The sequence below is a fragment of the Streptomyces sp. NPDC047869 genome, assembly GCF_040704065.1.
Taxonomy (GTDB): domain Bacteria; phylum Actinomycetota; class Actinomycetes; order Streptomycetales; family Streptomycetaceae; genus Streptomyces.
Genome location: NZ_JBEYRK010000011.1, coordinates 12,242 through 32,316, shown reverse-complemented (window position 1 = coordinate 32,316; position 20,075 = coordinate 12,242). Strand labels below are relative to the sequence as shown.

General features: G+C 73.9%; 22 protein-coding genes. 7 read left to right on the top strand and 15 right to left on the bottom strand.

Going from position 1 to position 20,075, the window contains the following annotated elements; genetic code table 11:
* Positions 1-104: 104 nt before the first annotated feature.
* The gene (locus AB0924_RS16360; RefSeq protein ID WP_366911733.1) at positions 105-1,820 is read right to left on the bottom strand and encodes an LCP family protein; all 1,716 of its coding nucleotides are present in this window, start codon (positions 1,818-1,820) and stop codon (positions 105-107) included.
* A gap of 258 nt (positions 1,821-2,078) precedes the next feature.
* On the opposite strand from AB0924_RS16360, the gene AB0924_RS16355 reads away from it, so the two are divergent.
* The 3 genes from AB0924_RS16355 to AB0924_RS16345 all read left to right on the top strand — a co-directional run bounded on the left by AB0924_RS16355 (position 2,079) and on the right by AB0924_RS16345 (position 4,834).
* Positions 2,079-2,492 carry an SRPBCC family protein gene (locus AB0924_RS16355; protein ID WP_358933667.1) on the top strand — a complete coding sequence of 138 codons (414 nt, stop codon included), beginning with the start codon at positions 2,079-2,081 and terminating at the stop codon, positions 2,490-2,492.
* Positions 2,493-2,638: 146 nt separating this feature from the next.
* The gene (locus tag AB0924_RS16350; protein WP_358933665.1) at positions 2,639-3,859 is read left to right on the top strand and encodes a phospholipase D-like domain-containing protein; all 1,221 of its coding nucleotides are present in this window, start codon (positions 2,639-2,641) and stop codon (positions 3,857-3,859) included.
* 129 nt (positions 3,860-3,988) lie between these two features.
* On the top strand, positions 3,989-4,834 hold the full coding sequence (locus tag AB0924_RS16345; RefSeq protein WP_358933663.1) for a DUF1206 domain-containing protein: 846 nt from the start codon (positions 3,989-3,991) through the stop codon (positions 4,832-4,834).
* 9 nt (positions 4,835-4,843) lie between these two features.
* Here the strand turns inward: AB0924_RS16345 and AB0924_RS16340 are convergent, their stop codons facing one another.
* From AB0924_RS16340 to AB0924_RS16285, 12 genes are all read right to left on the bottom strand, one after another.
* Positions 4,844-5,350, bottom strand: a complete 507-nt coding sequence (locus AB0924_RS16340; protein ID WP_366911732.1) for an ATP-binding protein — start codon at positions 5,348-5,350, stop codon at positions 4,844-4,846.
* Positions 5,351-5,407: 57 nt separating this feature from the next.
* Positions 5,408-5,767: an STAS domain-containing protein gene (locus tag AB0924_RS16335; RefSeq protein WP_358933659.1), complete on the bottom strand. Its 360-nt coding sequence runs from the start codon at positions 5,765-5,767 to the stop codon at positions 5,408-5,410.
* A gap of 44 nt (positions 5,768-5,811) precedes the next feature.
* Positions 5,812-6,204 carry an STAS domain-containing protein gene (locus tag AB0924_RS16330; protein ID WP_366911731.1) on the bottom strand — a complete coding sequence of 131 codons (393 nt, stop codon included), beginning with the start codon at positions 6,202-6,204 and terminating at the stop codon, positions 5,812-5,814.
* Positions 6,201-7,289 (bottom strand): B12-binding domain-containing protein, encoded by a 1,089-nt coding sequence (locus AB0924_RS16325; protein ID WP_366911730.1) that lies wholly within the window; start codon positions 7,287-7,289, stop codon positions 6,201-6,203. The genes AB0924_RS16330 and AB0924_RS16325 overlap by 4 nt, the downstream gene beginning before the upstream one ends.
* Positions 7,286-8,968 (bottom strand): PP2C family protein-serine/threonine phosphatase, encoded by a 1,683-nt coding sequence (locus AB0924_RS16320; RefSeq protein WP_366911729.1) that lies wholly within the window; start codon positions 8,966-8,968, stop codon positions 7,286-7,288. Before AB0924_RS16320 ends, AB0924_RS16325 begins: the two co-directional genes overlap by 4 nt.
* Before the next feature lie 107 nt (positions 8,969-9,075).
* The gene (locus AB0924_RS16315; protein ID WP_366911728.1) at positions 9,076-9,930 is read right to left on the bottom strand and encodes an oxygenase MpaB family protein; all 855 of its coding nucleotides are present in this window, start codon (positions 9,928-9,930) and stop codon (positions 9,076-9,078) included.
* A 31-nt stretch (positions 9,931-9,961) separates the two neighbouring features.
* Entirely contained in the window at positions 9,962-10,450 is a 489-nt protein-coding gene (locus AB0924_RS16310; protein ID WP_358933651.1) for an MSMEG_6728 family protein, read from the bottom strand.
* Between the two features lie 34 nt (positions 10,451-10,484).
* Positions 10,485-10,718: a DUF2945 domain-containing protein gene (locus AB0924_RS16305; RefSeq protein WP_366911727.1), complete on the bottom strand. Its 234-nt coding sequence runs from the start codon at positions 10,716-10,718 to the stop codon at positions 10,485-10,487.
* 37 nt (positions 10,719-10,755) lie between these two features.
* Positions 10,756-11,664 carry an SDR family oxidoreductase gene (locus tag AB0924_RS16300; protein WP_366911726.1) on the bottom strand — a complete coding sequence of 303 codons (909 nt, stop codon included), beginning with the start codon at positions 11,662-11,664 and terminating at the stop codon, positions 10,756-10,758.
* Complete coding sequence (locus AB0924_RS16295; RefSeq protein ID WP_366911725.1) at positions 11,661-12,113, bottom strand: hypothetical protein; 453 nt, start codon at positions 12,111-12,113, stop codon at positions 11,661-11,663. The genes AB0924_RS16300 and AB0924_RS16295 overlap by 4 nt, the downstream gene beginning before the upstream one ends.
* 32 nt (positions 12,114-12,145) lie before the next feature.
* Positions 12,146-13,765, bottom strand: coding sequence for an NAD(P)/FAD-dependent oxidoreductase (locus AB0924_RS16290; protein WP_366911724.1), 1,620 nt, complete (start codon positions 13,763-13,765; stop codon positions 12,146-12,148).
* Positions 13,758-14,267 (bottom strand): SRPBCC family protein, encoded by a 510-nt coding sequence (locus AB0924_RS16285; RefSeq protein WP_358933641.1) that lies wholly within the window; start codon positions 14,265-14,267, stop codon positions 13,758-13,760. Before AB0924_RS16285 ends, AB0924_RS16290 begins: the two co-directional genes overlap by 8 nt.
* 120 nt (positions 14,268-14,387) lie before the next feature.
* Between AB0924_RS16285 and AB0924_RS16280 the strand changes: the two genes are divergently transcribed.
* A complete protein-coding gene (locus tag AB0924_RS16280) occupies positions 14,388-14,612 on the top strand; it encodes a hypothetical protein (RefSeq protein ID WP_358933639.1) in 225 nt (74 codons plus the stop codon).
* 159 nt (positions 14,613-14,771) lie between these two features.
* Positions 14,772-15,182, top strand: coding sequence for an ATP-binding protein (locus tag AB0924_RS16275; protein WP_358933637.1), 411 nt, complete (start codon positions 14,772-14,774; stop codon positions 15,180-15,182).
* A 42-nt stretch (positions 15,183-15,224) separates the two neighbouring features.
* On the opposite strand, the gene AB0924_RS16270 is transcribed toward AB0924_RS16275, so the two are convergent.
* Both AB0924_RS16270 and AB0924_RS16265 read right to left on the bottom strand, forming a co-directional pair.
* Positions 15,225-16,127 (bottom strand): YegS/Rv2252/BmrU family lipid kinase, encoded by a 903-nt coding sequence (locus tag AB0924_RS16270; RefSeq protein WP_366911723.1) that lies wholly within the window; start codon positions 16,125-16,127, stop codon positions 15,225-15,227.
* Between the two features lie 51 nt (positions 16,128-16,178).
* A complete protein-coding gene (locus AB0924_RS16265; protein WP_358933632.1) occupies positions 16,179-17,771 on the bottom strand; it encodes an FAD-binding oxidoreductase in 1,593 nt (530 codons plus the stop codon).
* Between the two features lie 83 nt (positions 17,772-17,854).
* On the opposite strand from AB0924_RS16265, the gene AB0924_RS16260 reads away from it, so the two are divergent.
* Complete coding sequence (locus AB0924_RS16260; RefSeq protein WP_358933630.1) at positions 17,855-18,454, top strand: TetR/AcrR family transcriptional regulator; 600 nt, start codon at positions 17,855-17,857, stop codon at positions 18,452-18,454.
* Complete coding sequence (locus AB0924_RS16255; protein ID WP_366911722.1) at positions 18,451-20,034, top strand: glycerol-3-phosphate dehydrogenase/oxidase; 1,584 nt, start codon at positions 18,451-18,453, stop codon at positions 20,032-20,034. The genes AB0924_RS16260 and AB0924_RS16255 overlap by 4 nt, the downstream gene beginning before the upstream one ends.
* Positions 20,035-20,075 lie beyond the last annotated feature (41 nt).

The following is a 20,075-nucleotide window of genomic DNA, read 5'->3' as shown; positions in this document are numbered from 1 at the left end:
CCGTCACCACCCGTCTCGCTCACCGGTTCGATCAACAGTAGCCCCGCCGCGGCGGGCACCGCGCCCCCGGCCGCGGCCCGGGCGCGGCGGTCCGGAGCGACGGCTCAGTCGTCGGAGTCCGGTTTGCCGCGCGCGGCGGCGTACGCCTGGGCCGGTGTCATCGGGACACCGCCCAGGCTGACCGTCTTGTAGGGGCTGACCCTGGCGCAGGTCTTGGCCTGGTCGGCGGTCTGGGCGTGGGCGTTGGAGACGGCCGCCCCGGTGTCGGCCGGTTCCGGCGAGGCCGAGGACGAGGTGCCGGGCCAGGTGGTGCCGCTCGGCCAGTCGGTGCCGACGACGAGGGTGAGGCCGGTGCCGGTGCCCTGCTCGAGATGCGAGGCGGGCAGGCCCAGGGCCTTGGCGGCGGTCCGGGCCTCGGCCTTCTGGCCGGTGCCGTAGGTGAGCGTGGTGGTGGCCGCGGGGCTGGGGGCGTTGGCCGTGGTCGTACCGGTGCTGAAGCCCTTGCCGGTGAGGGCGGCGGCGACGGCGGAGGCGCGGCCGGTGATCCCGGTGCCGTTCTCCACCGTGACGGCGATGCCGGAAGCGGGCACGGCCTTCGCCTCGGCGGTCGCCGAGGCCGCCCCGGACTTCTTTCCCGAGCCGGTGGTCAGTGACCGGTCGTCGGCGATGGCGGAGAACAGCGCCCTGGCGCCGGAGCCCACCACGACCCGGTTGCTGTCGCCCGGGTCGGCGCCGGTCTGCATGGTGGTGAAGGTCATCCGCTTGGTGGGGACCTTGTTCACGTCGGTGGCGAGACCGATCAGCTTCTTCACGGTGCCGAGGCCGTCGTCCACGGTCAGCGCCTTGGTGGCGGCGTCCGCGAGATCGTAGACCGCGCTCGGGTCGGTGAGCGTGCCCGCGCTCTTGAACTTGCGGATCATCGCGCCGAGGAAGATGTGCTGGGAGATGGTGCGCCCGAGGTCGCCGCCGTCGCCGAAGCCGTGCCGGGAGCGGACGAACTCCAGGGCCGCGACGCCCTTCAGGGTGTGGCTGCCCTCGGACAGCTTCAGATGCGAGTAGGTGTCGTAGACGTCGTCGGTGACGCAGACGGAGACTCCGCCGACCGCGTCGGACATCTTGACCACGCCGGCGAAGTCGAGCTTGACGAAGTGGTCGATGGGGATGCCGGTGAGCTGGTGCACGGTGGCCACCTGGCAGGCGGGGCCGTACTGCAGCGCGCTGTTGATCTGGCCGTAGTAGCCGCCCGTGGACCGGCCGGTCGCGGTGTCCTTGCAGGCCGGGACCTTGGTCATGGTGTCGCGGGGGATGCTCATCACGGTGGCGTTGGAGCGGTCGGCGGATATGTGCACCACCATCTGCACGTCGGCGTTGCTGCCGTCCTGGACGCCGGTGCGCGAGCAGCCGCCGCCGAGTTTGCAGTCCGCCTTGCTGGTGCGTCCGTCGGAGCCCATCACCAGGATGTTGATCGGGGTGCGGCCGAACGCGTCGGCCTTCTCGGTGCCGCCCTTGCCGTCGAGCGAGACGCTGTGGATGTTGCCGTTCAGGTGCTCGTAGAACCACCAGCCGGCACCGGCCGTGGCCAGTACCGCGAGCGACAGGCCTATTCCGGCGATCCGCAGCGCGCGCCTGCCGCGTCGGACCGGCCGGGCCCGCCGCGCCCGTGCGCCGCGGCGGGGCCGGGCGGCTTCCCCTGCCGCCTGCCGGGCGGCACCGCGGCCACCGGAGGGGTGCGGGGCGCCGGACTCGTCGGTGCGCTGTGCGGGCACTCGGGCGGTGCCGCGCGTGGCCTGCCCGCCCGGGCCGTCCCACGGGTCGCTCATCTTCCACTCCCCTGAACGGTCGGGCCCGGCAGACCGGACCGTTCGGGTGCACGGGCGGGCTTCACCTGGGTTATTCGGTTGCGAAATCTAACAAACCCATGGCGCGAACAGCACGGATCCTGGGGCAATTCACAGGTGAGAGATCGGCAAGACCGGCTGCCGGGGCCGTCCGGCACCGGGACGAACCGGGGCTTTTCGGCCGACGCAAAAGGGGCACGCGTCCGGGGTACGTGTTCCGACCGGAGGGGCGGTGTCCCGATGTCCGAGTACGAGCGTTCCCGCACGATGCCCGCACAGCCCGAGCATGTCTTCGACCAGGCGGCCAACGTCAGCCAGCTCGACGCGTGGCTGCCGCGGGAGCTGCACGTGCACGTGGAGGATCTCCCGGCCGTCACGGTCCACGAGGACGACACCGACCAGGACACGGCGGCCCTCATGCGGGCCGAGAACGACCAGATGCGCATCGAGTGGGGCACCCGCGAGCAGGGCAGTTACGCGGGCTGGCTCCAGGTCGCGGGTATCGGCAGCGGCGCCAGCGAGGTGATCGTGCACCTGTCCTTCTTCGACGAGAGCCACGATCCGGGCGAGCGGCAGGTGTGCGACGCCCTCGACCACAGTCTGCGGCGCCTGGAGGAACAGGTACGGCTGCGCGTCGACAACGCGGCGGGGTGAGCCGCCACGGGCGCGTGTCCGGTGAGCGGACGCCGCCCGTCCCCGAAGGCATGTGACGCGCCCTGCGGGTATACGTACGCCCGGCGGAGCCGGCGCCCGCCCCGAAGCCATGGTGAGGGGGCGGGCCACGACAGGGGAGGCAGGGCATGTTGCAGCGGACGGCGGAGGAAGACGGGCACCCGGACGCGGGCGCGACGACGACGGAGGACACGGAGGCCCGCAAGCAGCGGCTGCGAAGACGGCTGGAGCGTCTGCTCGGCATCGCCGCGACGGAGGGCAACCGGCTCACGCGGCTGCGCAACGGCGACGCGATCTTCCCCGCCATGCTCGAGGCGATCCGCTCGGCACGGCACACCATCGACATGATGACCTTCGTCTACTGGCGCGGCGAGATCGCGCACGAGTTCGCGAACGCGCTGGCGGAGCGGGCCGGGGCGGGGCTGCGGGTCCGGCTGCTGCTGGACGGGTTCGGGGCGAAGGAGATCGAGCCGAGCCTGCTGGAGGCCATGGACGAGGCCGGGGTCCAGGTCGCCTGGTTCCGCAAACCGGTGCGGCTGTCCCCGCTGAAGCAGAACCACCGCTGCCACCGCAAGGCCCTCGTCGTCGACGAGAGCCTCGCCTTCACCGGCGGCGTCGGCATCGCGGAGGAGTGGTGCGGGGACGCCCGTGGTCCCGGCGAGTGGCGGGACACCCATGTGGAGGTGCGCGGACCTGCCGTGGACGGCATAGCCGCCGCCTTCGCGCAGAACTGGGCCGAGTGCCACGACACGCTCTACGACGAGCGGGACCGGTTCATCGAGCACGAGCAGCCGGGCCGCGCGGTCGTGCAGGTGGTGCGGGGCTCGGCCAGCTTCGGCTGGCAGGACATGCAGACGCTCGTGCGGGTCGTCCTGACGTCGGCACAGGAGCGGTTCCGCCTCTCCACCGCGTACTTCGCGCCCGACGACTACTTCGTCGACCTGCTGGCCGCCACCGCCCGGCGCGGCGTGCAGGTGCAGATCCTGCTGCCCGGGCCGCACACCGACCAGCGGGCCTGCCGCCTGGCCGGGCAGAACCACTATCAGCGGCTGCTGGACGAGGGCGTGGAGATCCGCGAGTACCAGCCGACCATGCTGCACACCAAGATCATCACGGTCGACTCGGTCGCCTCGCTGATCGGGTCCACGAATTTCAACCGGCGCTCCATGGAGCACGACGAGGAAGTCATGCTCGCCGTGCTCGACGAGGAGTTCACCGCCGGCCTCGACCGTGACTTCGACGAGGACCTGGAGCGCAGCGAGCCGGTCGACCCCGTGCGCTGGCGGCGCCGGCCGGTGCTCCAGCGGGCCCGCGAGCTCTCGGTCGCACCGATCCGCAGGTTCCTGTAGAGGTTCACCCTGTCCGGTATGAGCGCGTCACCCCGTCTCGTGCGGGTTCGCCCCGTCCCGCCGCACGCGGTGGGACGGGCACCCGCGCCGGACAGGTGTCGAACCCCGGTCCGGGGGCATCGGCGCAGTATGAATGCACAGTCATGGGCCCTGCGTGGACGGGGCCACGCCCGCCGCGCGGCCGACAGCACGGCGATGGCCGCGGCGGCCCGCTCGGGATTCGCCGCCCGAGGACTGATCTACGTACTGGTGGGCGTGATAGCCCTGCAGATGGCGTTCGGCGGCGACGGCGGCGGCAAGCAGGCCGACCGCGGGGGCGCGCTCGGCGAACTCGCGTCCAAGCCGTTCGGCTCGGCGATGCTGTGGATCGTCGGCGTCGCCCTCGCCGGCATGGCGCTGTGGCGACTGTCGGAGGCGGTGTGCGGCGGGGCCGGCGCGGACGGGAGCAAGGCGTCCAAGCGCGCCATGGCCGCCGCACGGGCGGTGTTCTACGCCTTCCTGTCCTTCTCCGTCCTGTCGTACGCGGCCGGGGACAAGGGCAGCGGAAGCGGCTCCTCCGACCGGAACACCGACGACGTCACCGCCACCGTGCTGAAGTGGCCGGGTGGACAGTGGATCGTCGGTATCGCCGGGGCCGCCGTGGTGGTCGCCGGACTGTGGATCGCCGTCCGGGCCGTGATGAAGAAGTTCCGCAAGCATCTGCGGACCATGGAGATGTCCCACAAGGCCAAGCGGTTCACCGACTTCTTCGGAGTCGCCGGCGGTACGGCCCGGGGCCTCGTCTTCGCCGTCGCCGGGGTCTTCGCGCTGGTCGCGGCGGTGCAGCACCAGCCCGGCAAGGCCAAGGGCATGGACGACACGCTGCGTTCGTTCCGCGATCTGCCGGCTGGTCCGTGGCTGCTCGCCCTCGTCGCCCTCGGCCTGGCCGCGTTCGGCGTCTTCTCCTGGTGCAACGCCCGCTGGCGCAAGGTCTGAACCGGCGTCCTAGGGTACGTCCCCGGCCTGGCCGGGCAGCGGCACGGTGGTCGTGACCCGTTTGCCCCGGTCGTGCCGGGTGACGCGCACGCGGCCGCAGATCCGGAGCACGAGGTGCAGGCCGCGGCCGCCCATGCGCTCGGCGTCCACGGGCCGGACCACGGGCGATCGCTGGGATGTGTCCGAGACGGTGACGCGCAGCTCGTGCCGGCCGGGAGCGACCTCCAGGAGCATCCCGCAGGGGCCGGGAGCGTGGCGCAGCGCGTTGGTGATCAGTTCGCTGACCACCAGTTGCGCGTCCTGGCTGGCACGCAGCACGGGAGGGTGCCCGGCCCGGGCGAGAAGGGTGCGGACGGCGCCGCGCGCGTCGGCGATGCGCAGGGCGCCCTCGGCCCAGGTCGCGCTGAAGCGCAGCGCGTCCACCGGCTCGGGTGACCCGGCACCGGACACGCCGTTCTGTGGGCCCGGCGTCGTGTGCGGCCCGGGGCCGCCCTCGCTCTCATGCGTCACGGACATCCCGCCCCCCTCGGTGTTCCCGGCATCCTTCCCGTCTTTCAGGTGGTGCACCGCGCGTCAGGGCGTGTCGCTGCGCAGCGCGCTGTCGCGGGAGTCGGTGATCGTGAAGTGTTCGAGGGTGCCGCTGATGGCCAGCAGCCGGACCAGAGCCTCCTGCAACGGGCCGAGGATGACGAACTCACGGCCCCGCGCGCGGTGGCGCCGCTGGGCGTCGAGGAGGGCACTGAGCAACTGGCTGTCGCCGAAGGTGACCCCCGAGAGGTCCACCACGGTGGTGGGCAGATCGGACTCGTCGGCCTCGGCCCAGGCGGCGCGCAGCAGGTCGCACTCGTCGAAGTCGATCTCCCCGCGCACCCTGATCTCCAGGACGCGCGCGTGCCGCGCGACCTGCACTGTTGTCTCGGAACCCCACCGCATGCCGTCATCCTGCCATCCGCGGTCGGGGGAAGGCGAGGCCGGTGTCACGAGACCACCGCCCCGGTGACGCCGCCCTCTTCCGGCGGGCCCGGTTCGCCGGCCGCGACGGGTGCGGTGAGATGACCGAGCACGTTGGTGTGCCGCAGCATGCGCTCCAGGACGTCGGGCCGGTGGTCCAGATGCAGCGCGGCCCCGGCCGCCCGGGTGTGCCGGTGGATCATCAGCAGCGCGGACAGTCCGATGGAGTCGATCCACGTGAGCGCGGCGAAGTCCAGGCGCACATGGCGGGGGGCCGGCGGGCCGGCGAGGCGGGCGACGACGGTGTCCACCAGCTCGTCGCTGGTGTCGTAGTCGAGTTCCCCGCCGACGCGTACGGTCAGGGTGGACGGCGCGCTGACCGTGGTGAGGCTGAATTCGGTGGCAGAGTGCTGGGTCATACGTGCAGGTCGGGTCCGGGAGCGGGCGTGCGGGCGCGCTCGAGCATGGCGGTGGCGCCCTCACGGAGCAGTTTCAGGGTACGCGGGAAGTCACGCAGCCGGTCGGACAGCGCGTCCAGGCCGCTGACCAGGGAGAGCGCCGGGACGTTTCGCGCCTCGAGGATCTCCGCGGTCCACAGGAGGAATCCGGTGAACACCTCCACGTCGTCGACGTAGAGCGCCGTGGCCAGGAAGTCGACGATGTGCGCGATGTCCTCGGCGGTCCGCTCCCGCTGTTCGTCACTGTACTCACGCAGCGCGGGGAAACGGTTCTCCAGATCCTTCAGCGTCTGTTTGACGAGCATGCCGCGCGACTGGACGACCATCGTGTACTCCTGGTCGGCCAGGTGCGGCAGGTCGTCGACGATCTGCCGGGCGGCGGCCGGGTCGGGGTGCGGCAGGTCGGCCTCCAGCGCCGCCGCCGCGCCGCGGGCGTCCGCCGCCCACCGGTCCGCTCCGAGCGCGAACGCGTAGCGGCCCCGCGGGCCGAACGCGCGGCCTCCGGCCAGCACCGGGACGCCGACGGCCTGACAGGCCGTGATGGCCGCGTGCGCGGTGGGCAGGTGGGTGGGGATGGATCCGGACAGCAGCACCGCCCGCGGGTTGGTGTGGTGCAGGTGGGCGACGAGGTGGGGGGTGGGTGTCTGCGCGCCGAGGTAGTCGACCTGCCAGCCGCGCAGGCGCAGGATCTCCGCCACGAGCCGGGCGGGGAAGGCGTGCCACTCCCCGTCCACACAGCCGACCGTCACACGTCCGCGGTACTCACGCCGGTACGGGCCGCCGTCCTGACGGTGGGCCAGGGCGGCGACCACCCGCTCGTTGATGGCGGTGGCGGCGTGTTCCTGGGCCACGCTGATGCGGTTGGCGGCCCATTCGGTGCCGACCTTCGCCTGCACCCGGGCGATGACGTCCAGCAGCAGGGTCTCCTCGTCGACGCCCTCGGCGAGCGCGCCGTGCACGACAGCGACCGCGCTGTACTCGTCGGCGTCCACGACGGCCTGCCAGAGCCGGTCCTCGATCCGGCTCACCGGTTCGGGAAGGCTCACCCGCGCCTCCCCCCGCGCTCGCCCGCGCCGTCGTGGTCCGCGGTGCCCGGTGAGGCCTTGGCCGGGGCACTGACGGCGACGGTCGCCATGTCGTCGTGGCGGCCCGTCCCGATCCACTGGGCGGCGAGCATCTGCACCCGCTCCACGACCGCCTCGGCGGGCAGCCCGGCGCACTCGGCCAGGGTCCGCCTCAGCCGCCGTTCGCCGAACATCTCGTCGCCGAGCGGCCCGCCGCGTGCCTCGGTGATGCCGTCCGTGTACAGCAGGCAGGTCTCTCCGGGGCCGAGCACCGCCTCGGCGCCGACCGAGCTGATCTCCGGCAGCGCGCCGACCAGGGTGCCCCGGGTGGGCACCTCCTCCACGCTGCCGTCGCGGCGGACGATCAGCGGCGGCAGATGCCCGGCGCTGGTCAGCCGTACGTGCACCCGGTCGTCGCGGCGGCGCACGGAGGCCAGCACCAGGGTGGCGAACCGGGTGTGCTGGGTGGTCAGCAGGGCGCCGTTCAGCAGTTTCAGCACCTCGTCGTGGTTTCCGGCCAGTGGCAGCAGGGCGTGCAGGGTGTTGCGGATCTTGCCGGTCAGCACGGCCGCGTCCAGGCCCTTGCCCGCGACGTCTCCGAGCACGACGAGGGTCTCCTGCGAGCTCTCGGCACCGGGGTGGAAGTCGTAGAAGTCACCGCCCACCCGTTCCTCGTCCCCGGCGGGACGGTACTGCCCGGCATACTCGACCCCGTCCACCGTGTGCAGGGCCGGCGGCAGCAGTTCGCGCATCAGCGTGGCCGTTATGGCGGTCTGCTCGGTGTACAGGCGGGCCGCGGACAGGGCGGCTCCGGCCCTGGCGGCGAACAGCCGGGCGAAGACCTCCTCACCCTCGGTGAAGACCCGATCGGTGCCCGAACGGAGCAGGATGAGGGCCCCGGCGGGGACGCCGTGACCGGGCAGCGGGGTGACGATCACCGAGCCGACGGGCCCGGCGAAGCCCTCCGGGACGACCCAGCCGGGGAGGCCGTCGGGGTCGATCCACCGGGCCGGGACCGGCGGGAATCCCTGCAGGGCCTCCGCCAGGCCGTGCACGGCGCGCGCGTCGATCTGCCGCACGGCCCGCTGGACGGGGTGACCGCGCTGGGCGTAGGTCAGGGTGTGCCGGCGCCCCTGCGGGGGCAGCACGAGCACGGCGGCCTCGGCGAGGTGTTCCGCGGCCATGCCCACGGTCGCGTCCGCGCAGCGCGGCACGTTGAGGGTGGACAGCAGTCTGCTGGACACGGCCGACAGGATGGCCACCCGTTCCTGCGAGCTGTGCAGGGCGGTCTCGGCCACGCGCCGGTCGGTGTCGTCGATGAGCCACCACACCACGGCGCCGCCCTCCGACGGGGTGGCATGTGCCTCGTAGCGGCGTTCGTCGATCTCTCCGGTCAGCGGGCCGGTGAAGGTGCCGGCCGGTCCTTCGGTGAGGCGCCGGTGGGCCGCGGACAGCCAGGACGGCAGGAGGTGCTGCCGCGCGCCGTCGCCGTCCCGGTGCGGCAGGAGCCGGCGGGCGGCGGCGTTCAGGCCCACGAGAACACCGCTCCGGTCGATGACGAGGACCGGGTAGGGGGCATCACCCCAGGTCGCGCCGACGTTGACGCCGGCGTCCCGCGGGTAGGCAAAAGAACTCGGGGAAGCGCACACAAGCGGGGGCACGCACGCCGCGCACCCCACCACCTTCCTGCCTCAGGGGATGTTGTCCTTCGGCAACCGTCCCGCATCCACCGCTGGGAAGCAAGCCGCCCCCAGGCATTCGCGCACCGTCAGGGCGACGGCGAGGGCGGCGCCATGGCCCAGCGGATGGCGCGGGTCAGCAGGTGACCGGCCGGGCGCACCGTGAGGTCCTCGACCAGCGGGACCCGGGGCAGTCGCAGCAGACCGCGGGCCCAGTCCGGCAGGAGGTTCACGGCGTTCGCCGCCAGGGCGCCGTACAGGGGGCGCGCCGCGAGCGGCCCGGGCGGTTCGAGGAGCAGGAAGCGTGCCACGGCACGGGCCTCGGGGGTGGCCCTGAGTTCGGGCCGGTAGCTCTCCAGCCGGTCGGACAGGGCTCGGCGGTCGCGCGGCGGGTCGGACACCCCGAGGGCTTCGGCGACCGTCGCGGTGTCGCCTGCGTAGCCGTCGTAGCCGGCCGCGTCGAGACGGTGGGCGCCGTAGCGTTCGTGGGCGCGCAGGAAGCACTCCGTCTCGGCGGTGTGCACCCAGCCGAGCAGGTGGGGGTCGGCGGCGTGGTAAGGCTCACCCTGCCGGGTGTGCCCGCGTACGTGTTCGTGGATGCCGCGGACCTGGTCGACGGCCGCCCGCGCGTCCGCCGCCGTGCCGTAGGTGGTGACGGCCAGGAAGGCGCTGGTGCGCTGCAGCCGCCCCCAGGGGTCGCCGCGGTAGCCGGAGTGGGCGTCGACGGCGGCCATGGCGAGAGGGTGCAGGGACTGCAGCAGGAGGGCGCTCACCCCGCCGATGAACATCGAGGCGTCGCCGTGGACGGTACGGATGGGCCGGTCGGGCCCGAACCAGCGGGGGCCGGGGGTGTCGTGGATCCGGGCGCGGGTCTCCCGTCCGTCGGGGCCCGCCACCCGGCGGAAGAGCATCGCGCCGAGTTGGGCGCGCAGGTCCGGCAGCACGGCTTCTCCCGTCTCCCGTCGGCCGCCCGCGTCACTGGCCGGCGGACACCCCGTCTCGTTCCCGGTCGGACCGCGGCCACACATACGGCAGGTCGTCGGGGACACCGGGGAACGTGTGGCCGTAGGCGTCGGGATCCTTGCGGACGAGCGCGGAGCGGTGGCTGCGGTGGAAGTCCTCGTCGCCGATCCAGGGCGGCAGTTCACCGGCGGCCGCGAGAGCCGACTGGTCGCGTACCGGCGCGCCGGGGCGCTCGGCGGCGAGCCCGGCGACCAGCGAGGCGGCGCAGCTGTCCTGGTGGCCCTGGTCCCGCCAGACCCGGCAGATCTCCAGGCCGTAGCGGACCAGGGCCTCCTCGTATCCGGTCCACATGCGCACGGCGGGGTGCCGGCGCCATCCGTATCCCGGGACGGTCAGGCCGCGCAGGACCTGGAGTGCCTCGACCCGCTGTTTGCCGAGGCGCCGGCGGTCCAGGAGCAGAGCGGAGCGGTGGAAGTCGGGGTCGGGCAGGAATGTCTGCATGACGGCCGTCCTCACCTCCGGCGATGGTCCGCGGTCACTTCTTGCGCAGGGCGGACGGCTTGTGCACCGCCCGCTTGCCCGACTTGGCGCTGCGGACCTCGTACTGCGGATCGTCGGACGAGGCGTCCACCGTGCGTCCGGCGGCCTCGGTGCGTTTGGTGAGCTTCCGCTCGACCTCGCCCTCCGTGGCGCTTCCGTGGCTCTTCCAGGCCACCGTGTCGCCCTTGGAGAGATCCTTGCCGGAACCCTCACGCTTGTTCTTGGCCATGGCCATCGCTCCTTTCCTCGCGTCCCCCCTGTCGAGATCACCGGTCGTCCCGTGCCCCGGCCCCGGCCCCGGCCGCGGCGCGGTCGGCGTCGCCGCCGGCGCCGAGCAGCCCGGTGTGCAGGAGGGGTTCCCGCGCTTCCAGCCGGGGCAGTTCGCGACGGGACAGCCGCAGGACGACCGGGGGCAGGGCGGCCCGCGCCGGCTGCACGAGCCGCAGCCAGGCCGGTGCGTACATCGCCGTCCGGCGGCGTTCCAGGCCGCGGACGACCCGTTCGGCGACGTCGTCGGCGCGGTACGTCCGGCGGGCGGGCGGCGGCATGTGGCCGCGCAGTTCCCGCAGCACGGCGTGCCGGTCGGCGTCGCGGATCATCTCCGTGTCCATCCAGTTGAGGTAGGCGATGCCCACACCGACCCCGCGGTGGGCCACCTCGGCACGCAGCGAGTGCGTGAAGGCCTCCACGCCCGCCTTGGAGGCGCAGTAGGCGCTCATCATGGGCGCGGCGCCCATGGAGGCCAGGGAGGCGATCTGCAGGTAGTAGCCGGCCGTGGCCATCAGGTCCGGCAGGAAGACCCGGGCCGTCTGGGCGCTGCCGACGAGGTTCACCTCGATCACGCGGCGCCACTCGGCGGGGTCCGAGGAGGCGAAGGGGCCGCCTTCGGCGACGCCGGCGTTCGCGATCACGGCGGACGGGCGCCCGAGGCGACGGCGCACCTCCTCGGCGGCGGCTCGCAGCGCGGAGGCGTCGGTGATGTCCACCTCGTGGGTCAGGGCCGGCCCCGGCAGCCGGGCGGCGACCTCCGCCAGCAGGGCCGGCTCGTGGCCCAGCAGCGCCGGTACCCCGCCGCGGCGGGCGACCGCGTACGCGAGTGCGGCGCCCAGGCCGCGTGCCGCGCCGGTCACCACGACCACCCGGTCCCGCAGGGGGCTGCCGCCCGCGCGCGTCATGTCTCCTCCGCCGCGGGGCGGGCCGTGTGGTTCGGGTGCCCGGCGGTACGGCGGGCCTCCTTCATCTCCGCCTCGTACAAGTGGTCGCGTCCCTGGGCGAGTTCGTCGACCGCGCTGCGCTCCAGTTCCCGGAACGGCCGGTAGTAGGTCTGGTCGTAGGCCTCGATGATCTGGAACGTCCAGTGGCCGGGAATGACGTTGCGGCCCAGGATCTCCGTCTCGACCTTGTCGGCCCACTCCGAGTGCCCGGCCTCCCGCAACAGGCGCACCGCACGGTCGAGTTCGAGGTCGGCGCCGCCGGTGAGCTGGTGGAAGTCGTACAGGCTGCCGCGGGCCCGTTCCGTCGTCTCCAGGGCCTTCGACAGTGATCCGAGGGCCTCGACCGTCTTGTCGTCGACACCCTCCGGGCGCCGGTGCCGGCGGTCGGGGCCGTCCTGGTGTTCGCTCATGCCGCTCCCTGTTGCTTCGCTGTGGCCGGCCGTCAGCGCCGGCGGCCGGTCCGGTCGCGCCGGGCGAGCATCCGCTGGGCGCCGGCCAGGCCCCTGGTCCGGTGCCCCCGGAGCACGGCCCGGGCCGCGTTCGCCCCGCACGCTCCGTGTACGCCGCCCCCTGGGTGGGCGCCGGCGGAGGCCAGGTAGAGACCCGGCACGGGGGTCTCCGGCCGTCCGGTGCCGGGCAGCGGACGGAAGACGAGCTGCTGGTGCATGGCGGTAGTGCCGCCGTTGATGGCACCGCCGCAGAGGTTGGCGTCGAGTGCCGCCAGTGTGGGCGGGGCCAGGACACGCCGGGCCCGGATGCGGGACCGGAAGCCGGGCGCGAAGCGCTCGACCTGGCGCTCGACACGGTCCGCCATGCGCTCCTGGTCGTCGGGGCCCCACTTCCCGCTGATGCCCTCGTCGCCCGCGTCTCCCCGGATGTCGTGCGGGATGTGCGTGTAGGCCCATGCCGCCTCGGTGCCCTCGGGAGAACGGGAGGCGTCGGCCGTGGTCATCTGGCCGAACAGGGCGAAGGGGCGGTCGGGCACCTGGCGCATGGCGATCTGCGCGGCGAAGCGGGTCAGCTCGTCCATGCCGTCGGCCAGATGGACGGTCCCGGCGCCGGCGGCCCGCTCGTCCCGCCACGGCACCGGGCCGTCGAGCGCCCAGTCGACCTTGAAGGTGGCGAAGTCCCACTGGAAGCGCCGCAGATCCTCCAGCACCTGTGCGGGCAGGTGCTCGGGGCCGACCAGCTCCTCGTACAGGGCGGGCACGGCTACGTCGGCGAGCACGGCGCGCCGGGCGGACACCGCCTGCCCGTCGGCCGTGCGGACGCCCACGGCCCGGCCGCCGCGTACGACGACCCGCTCGACGCGCCGCCCGCAGCGCAGCTCTCCCCCACGGCTGAGCAGCCGGCGCACGAGCGCGCCGGTCAGCTCCCCGGACCCGCCCACCGGCACGGGGAACCCGTAGGTCTGTCCCAGCATGGACATCAGCCAGCCGAAGCCTCCGCTGCCCGCGGACTCGGGGGCGAGGTCGGCGTGCAGCGCGTTGCCGGCCAGCAGCAGCCGGCCGCCCTCGCCGCGGAACTCCTCCTCGCCCATGCGGCGCACCGGCAGGATCAGGGAGCGCGCCACCCTCAGGCCGCCCGAGGCGCGCAGGTCGAGGGCCAGTTTTGCCATGGCCTTGACCGGCGGGAAGGGGGTGAACAGGGTGCCCAGCACACCGGGGCGCAGCTTCCGCCACAGCTCCACCAGTCGGTGCCAGGCGGCTCCGTCGCCCTCCGCGAAGGAGTCGAGGGATGCCGCCGTGTCCTCGGTCCGCCGGTGCAGCACCGCGCATCTGCCCTCGCTCAGCGGATGGGCCAGCACGCTCGGCGCGTGGCCCCAGCGCAGTCCGTGCTCCTCCAGGCGCAGCGCGGAGAGCACGGGCGACGCGGCCGCCAGGGGGTAGAACGAGCTGAACATGTCGCTGATGAAGTCGGGATCCACGCCGCGGTCGTGCCGTACGGCGCCGCCCGGCTCCGGCTGCTCCTCCAGCACGGTCACGCTCCACCCGGCGTCCAGCAGCAGATTGGCGGCCACCAGGCCGTTGGGGCCGGCCCCGATCACCACGGCGTCAGGCATGACCGGCTCCGCTCCCGCCCGTGGCGTACCGCCCGCCCGGCCTCGGGTGCCGTTCCCGCTCCCCGGCGGTGTCGTCCCCCTCGCAGGTCTTCGCCAGGCGCGCGAGCATGGCCCGGTGCCGCAGCTGGATCAGTGCCTCGAAACCGAGGTTGTGCAGAGCCCCGCCCGCGCCCTGGAGCGGGTGCTCGTCGACGATGACCAGGCAGTGCTCCCCCCATTTGCGCAGCTCGATGCAGATGCGGGCGGTGCCGAGCGGGCCCGCGTGGGCCTCGAGTTCCAGGACGGATCCCTCCACGCAGCGCCGTACGACCGTCTCGTTGCCGACCTCGAAGGGGCCCAGCCGGATCTGGTAGCTGATCGACGCCGACTCCTGCGGCCACTCGCCGTCCTTCGGCTGGGACGCGGCGGTTCCCACCACCCACTGCGCGTACCGGGTGCCGTCGGCGAGGACCTCCCACACCCTGGCCGGACTGGCCTTGATCAGACGATGCCGAACCGCCACGCGCGCCTCCTGATGCATATGTCCGTTTTACTGTTCTCGCCGAGTGCCCTCTCCGGCCCTGCCCGACACGTGTCCCGCGTCCCGCGTGCGAGGGCGGCCGGATCGGCCGATGCTGGAGCCATGCCCGGCAAGCGCCCAGTGATCGTGCAGTTGCCGTCCCCGACCGGCGGACGCCGGGTACGGGTCGACGGCGAGATCCTCGGCCTCGCGCACAGCGTGCGCGACCTGGTCGAGTTCCTGCGCCGCGCGGGCCTGGAGATCGAGCCGGAGGACGTGGCGGACTCGCCGCTGATCGACTGGCGCGGTATGGGCCCGGACCGGTGGGAGGCCGAGACCCGGACCTGAGCACGGGACGGCCGCGCGGTCCTGCGGAAGGCATCGAGGGGTTCCCCCCGATGCCTGGTGCCCGGTGTGCCCGATGGGGTACTGGTCGCCGGGTACTGGTCGCGTCGATACCCGAGGAGCGGGTATGCGCGTCGCAGGGCCACAGCGGGAGGGCACACCTTGAGCGATTCATCACTGCGGGCGGTGGGCTGGGCACGCTCACTGCCGCTGGACTCGAGCGTCAAGACCGCGCGCGACTGGGCGCGCGAGCATCTTCGGTCACTGGGCTGGACCGAGTCCGCGCCGGACACCGTGGACGACGTGCTGCTGACCATCTCGGAGCTCGTCACCAACGCCCACGTGCACGCGCACAGCGCGGCCGACCTGGTGCTGACCTGGGACAGCACCTGTCTGCACGTGGCCGTCCACGACCGTTCCCGGCGGCTGCCCGTTCCGCGCCCGGCCGACACCGAGCGTCCGGGCGGGCGGGGCATGCTGCTCGTCGACGCGCTGGCCGACACCTGGCAGGCCCGTCCCTGCCCCGACGGCAAGGTCGTACACGCCTGTTTCCGGCCGCCGGCTCCCGGCTGACGTCCGGGCTCCTCCCGGCCGCCCGGTGACCGGCACCGCCGGTCAGTGGCCGGCGGTGCCGGGCCGGTACAGCACGGGCAGGTCGGCGGGGCGCACCCGGAGCGTCACCGGCAAGGTGGCCTCCACCTCGCCGTCGGCGCCGTAGGGCACGGGCCGGGAGGCCTCGATGCGCAGTTCGCGTCCGCGCAGGATCCGTACCTCGGGGCGCTTCACATGGGCCCCGGTCTTCAGTTCGTTCATCAGCGTGAAGAACAGCAGGCGCGGTGCCTCGCGGATCAGAACGACGTCGAGCAGTCCGTCGTCGACCCGCGCGCCGGGGGCGATGAGGCGGCCGAAGCCGTAGTAAGGGGAGTTGGCGGCCACCACGGTGTAGCCGCGGTGGTGGTGTTCCTCGCCGTCGACGGTGACGCGGTAGTCGGCCGGCCGCCAGGTGGTGACGGCACGCAGGCCGCCCGCGTAGTACGAGGCGGCGCCGCGCAGCAGCCGGGTGTGGTTCGCGTGCCGGTTGGCGAGCGCGTCGACGCCGGCGTAGACGCTGCCGAGGACCACGGTGCGCCGGTGGACGGCCGATTCGACCTCGATGGTGTCCACCCGTCCGGGCTCCGCGTGCAGCAGGATGTCGGCGAGTGCGGCGGGGTCGCGGGGCAGGCCGAGGGCGCGCGCGAAGTCGTTGCCCCGCCCGGCGGGTACGAGGCCCAGGACGGTGCCGGTGCCGCTGAGCGCGCCGCCGACGCCGCCGGCCATGCCGTCGCCGCCGACCGCCAGAACCACCCGGCCGCGTGCTCCGGCCTGCCGGGCGATGTCCTGGGCGTGGGCGAGGCTGTGGCTGTACTCCGTCTCCAGCCCGGCCCCGGCCTCGCGGAGCAGGCGGGCCACCTGGAGCAGCGACGCCGCTCCGGTCGAGTCACCCGCGGTCGGGTTGACGACGGCGGTGAACTGTCGCATCGGTGTGCCTCCGGGCGGTGACGGTGGGAACGGAAGGGGCCGGCGGGTGGGTCAGTCGGTGGGCAGCAGGACGCCCGGGTTGAGGAGCCCGTCCGGGTCCAGGCGGTGCTTGACGGCGCGCAGCGCGGCCACGCCGAGGGCGCCCGCCTCCCGTACGTACCAGTCGCGGTGGTCGGTGCCCACGCCGTGGTGGTGGCTGATGGTGCCGCCGGCGGCGAGGACGGCGTCGTTGGCGGCGTGCTTGGCGGGCGCCCAGTGCGCGACCGGGTCCTCGCCCTGGGCGCTGACGACGGTGAAGTACAGGGAGGCGCCGTTCTCGTACACGTGGGAAATGTGGCACATCACCAGCGGAGGTGTGCCGGCCCGGGTGAGGGTCTCGGTGAGCGCCGTGCGCACCGCGGTGTACAGGTCGGGGACGCGGGACCAGAAGGCGGCGGTCTCCAGGGTCTCGGCGAAGGCGCCGGCGTCGAGCAGGGCGTCGCGCAGATAGGGGGCGGAGTAGCGGCCGTGGGCCCAGCGTTCGCCCGGTTCGGCGCCGATCAGGGTGCCGCCGCAGTCCCGCAGGACGGCCGCCGCGCGCTCGCGTCGCCGCCCGGTGTCCTCGGCGGTGCCCTCGTATCCGGTGATCGCCACGCATCCGGCGTCGCCCCGCTCCAGACGGGAGCCGATGGCGTCCGGCTGGGCGAGGCCGATGAGCGTCTCGGTCTCGTCGGACAGGCGCAGCACGGTGGGCCGGGGTCCGTCCTGGGCGAGGCGGCGCAGGGCCGCGGCGCCCTCGTCGAAGGAGTCGAACCGCCAGCCCTCGTAGACGCGCACCTGCGGCAGCGGGCGGATCCGTACGAGGACGGAGGTGATGACGCCGAAGGCGCCCTCCGAGCCGAGGACGAGCTGGCGCAGGTCGGGTCCGGCGGCGGAGCGCGGGGCGCGGCCGGTCTCGATGGTGCCCTCGGGGGTGGCGAGGGTCAGGCCGAGGACCATGTCGTCGAAGCGGCCGTAGCCGGCGGAGGCCTGTCCGCTGGAGCGGGCGGCGGCGAAGCCTCCGATGGTGGCCCACTCGTAGGACTGCGGGAAGTGGCCGAGGGTGAAGCCCTGTTCGGCCAGCAGGGCCTCGGCCTCGGGGGCGCGCAGGCCGGGCTGGAGCACGGCGGTGCGGGAGACCGGGTCGAGGTCGAGCAGGCCGTTCATGCGGCGCAGGTCCAGGGCGACGAAGGCGCGCCGTTCGGGGGCGAGCCCGCCCACGACGGAGGTGCCGCCGCCGAACGGGACGACGGCCAGACCGTGCTCGGCGCAGGCCTCCAGCACGGCGAGGACCTCGTCGTGGGAGGCGGGCAGGACCACCGCCTGCGGGACGTCGGTGACGTCACCGGCGCGCAGCCGGAGCAGGTCGGGGGTGGACTTGCCGCGGGTGTGCCGGATGCGGCTCTCGGCGCCGGTGAGGACGTGCTCCTCGCCGCCGGCGGCTTCGGCGAGCGCCTTCAGGGCTGCCGGTCCGGCGGTGGGTCCGGGCAGCCGGATGTCCTCGAGGGCGAGGGCCGGCGTCGTGCGCGGGGTGACGCCCAGCAGGTCGCGCAGCAGTCCGGTCACCGTGCCGGGCAGGGGTGCGGCCTTCGCCGGGTCGCCCCAGCCGTTCCACAGCATGTCCATCGAAGGGTCGTCCTCACAGGTCGGTGTGCTCGGTTCGCGCGGCGGCGGCTCCGCCCGGCCCCCGGGGCGTTACACTGTGACACATGACGCCTATTCGTCACAACGGTTCGGACAGCGATCCCGTGCTCGACGCGGTGCGCGACTGTGTGCTGGCCGTCGGAGTACGCCGCACGACCCTGGCCGACGTGGCCCGCCGCGCCGGCGTCTCACGGATGACGCTGTACCGGCGCTGGCCCGATCTGCGCACCCTGGTCGGCGATCTGATGACCCGCGAGTGGATCGACGTGGCAACCCGCGCGATACCGGAGTCCACGCCGGACGCCGTCACCCGCGCCCGGATCGTGGACGGGCTGGTGGCGGGGGTGGAGGCGTTCCGCGCGCACCCGCTCTTCCGGAAGATCGTCGACGTCGATCCCGAACTGCTGCTCCCCTACGTCCTGGACCGGCGCGGCACCAGCCAGGTGGCGCTGCTGGGGCTGCTGGCCGAGGCGCTGCGCGAGGGCCACGCGGACGGTTCGGTGCGCACCGCCCACACCGAACGGCAGGCGCGCGCGCTGCTGCTGGTGGTGCAGTCCTTCGCCCTGTCCCTGCGCACGATGACCGACGAGGACGACCCCGACCTCGACTCCGCCGCCCTGCTCGGTGAGCTGCGCGCCCTTCTGGAGAGGACCCTGACGCCATGAGCCACCCCGAGGCCGTACCCGGCTCGTCCCTCAGCGCGGGACGGCGCACCCGTGAACTCACCGAGGCGGCGGACGGCCGGGTCCGCGACGTCCTGGTCGTCGGGCTCGGTGCCACCGGGGCCGGAGCAGCCCTCGACGCCGCCGCCCGCGGACTGGACGTCGTCGCGGTCGACGCCCACGACCTGGCGTTCGGCACCTCGCGCTGGAGCTCCAAGCTGATCCACGGCGGGCTGCGCTATCTCGCCTCCGCGCAGTTCGACGTCGCGCACGAGAGCGCCGTCGAACGCGGGGTGCTGATGACCCGCACCGCCCCGCACCTCGTGTCCGCCCAGCCGTTCGTGCTGCCGCTGACCCCGCTGGTGTCGCGGGCCCAGGCCTCGCTGGCCTGGGCCGGGTTCCGGGCCGGTGACATGCTGCGGCTGGCCGCGCGGACGCCCCGGCAGGCGCTGCCCGCGCCGCGCCGGCTGTCCGCGACGGAGGCCCGGCACCTGGCGCCCGCGGTGCGCGCCGACGGGTTGCGCGGCGGGCTGCTGTCCTGGGACGGCCGGGTGACCGACGACGCCCGGCTGGTGACCGCCCTGGCCCGCACCGCCGCCGCGCGCGGCGCCCGGGTGCTGACCCGGGTGCGGGTGCTGGAGCTGACCGGGACCGGCGCCCGCGTCCGGGACGAACTGACCGGCGAGGAGGGCGAGATCCGCGCCCGTGCGGTGATCAACGCCACCGGCGTGTGGGCGGGCGGGCTGGTCGACGGCATCCGGATCCGCCCCTCCCGCGGCACCCATCTGGTCCTGCGCTCGGAGCGGCTCGGCACGCTGCCGGCCGGGCTGCACATCCCGGTCCCCGGCGAGACCAACCGCTTCGTGCTGGTCCTGCCGCAGGGCGACGGCCGGGTCTACGTCGGCCTCACCGACGAGCCGGTCGACGGCCCCCTGCCGGACGTGCCGGAGGTGCCCGAGACCGACATCGGCTTCCTGCTGGACGTGCTCGGCTCCGTCCTGGACGTTCCGGTGCGCCGGGACGAGGTCGTCGGGTCCTTCGCCGGGCTGCGCCCGCTGCTGGACACGGGCGGGTCCCGGGGCGCGGGCGACGCACCGGCCCGGACCTCCGACATCTCCCGCCGGCACGCGGTCCTGACCTCGGCGGACGGGGTGACCACAGTCGTCGGCGGCAAGCTGACCACCTACCGGCGGATGGCGCAGGACGCGGTGGACGCCGCCCTCGAGGCCCGCGGCCTGCCCGCCCGGCCCTCCCCCACCATGGATCTCGCGCTGGTCGGTGCCGCCCCGCCCGGACTGCTGCGGGCCCTGCCCGCGCCCCGTCGCCTGGTCCGCCGGCACGGCACCGAGGCGCCGGCCGTCCAGGCCCTGGCGACACGCGATCCGGCGCTCGCCGAACCGGTTCTGTCGGGCCATCCGGTCACCCGGGCCGAGCTCGTCTGGGCCGCCCTGCACGAGGGTGCCCTGGAGGCGTCGGACCTGCTGGACCGCCGCACCCGGATCGGCCTGGTCCCCGAGGACCGCACCGAGGCGCTCACCACCGCCCGGGACGCACTGGAACGGGCGGCCGCCGGGCACCGCTGAGGTCGGGCAGTCCCCGCCCGGCCCCCACCAGGCCGGGCATG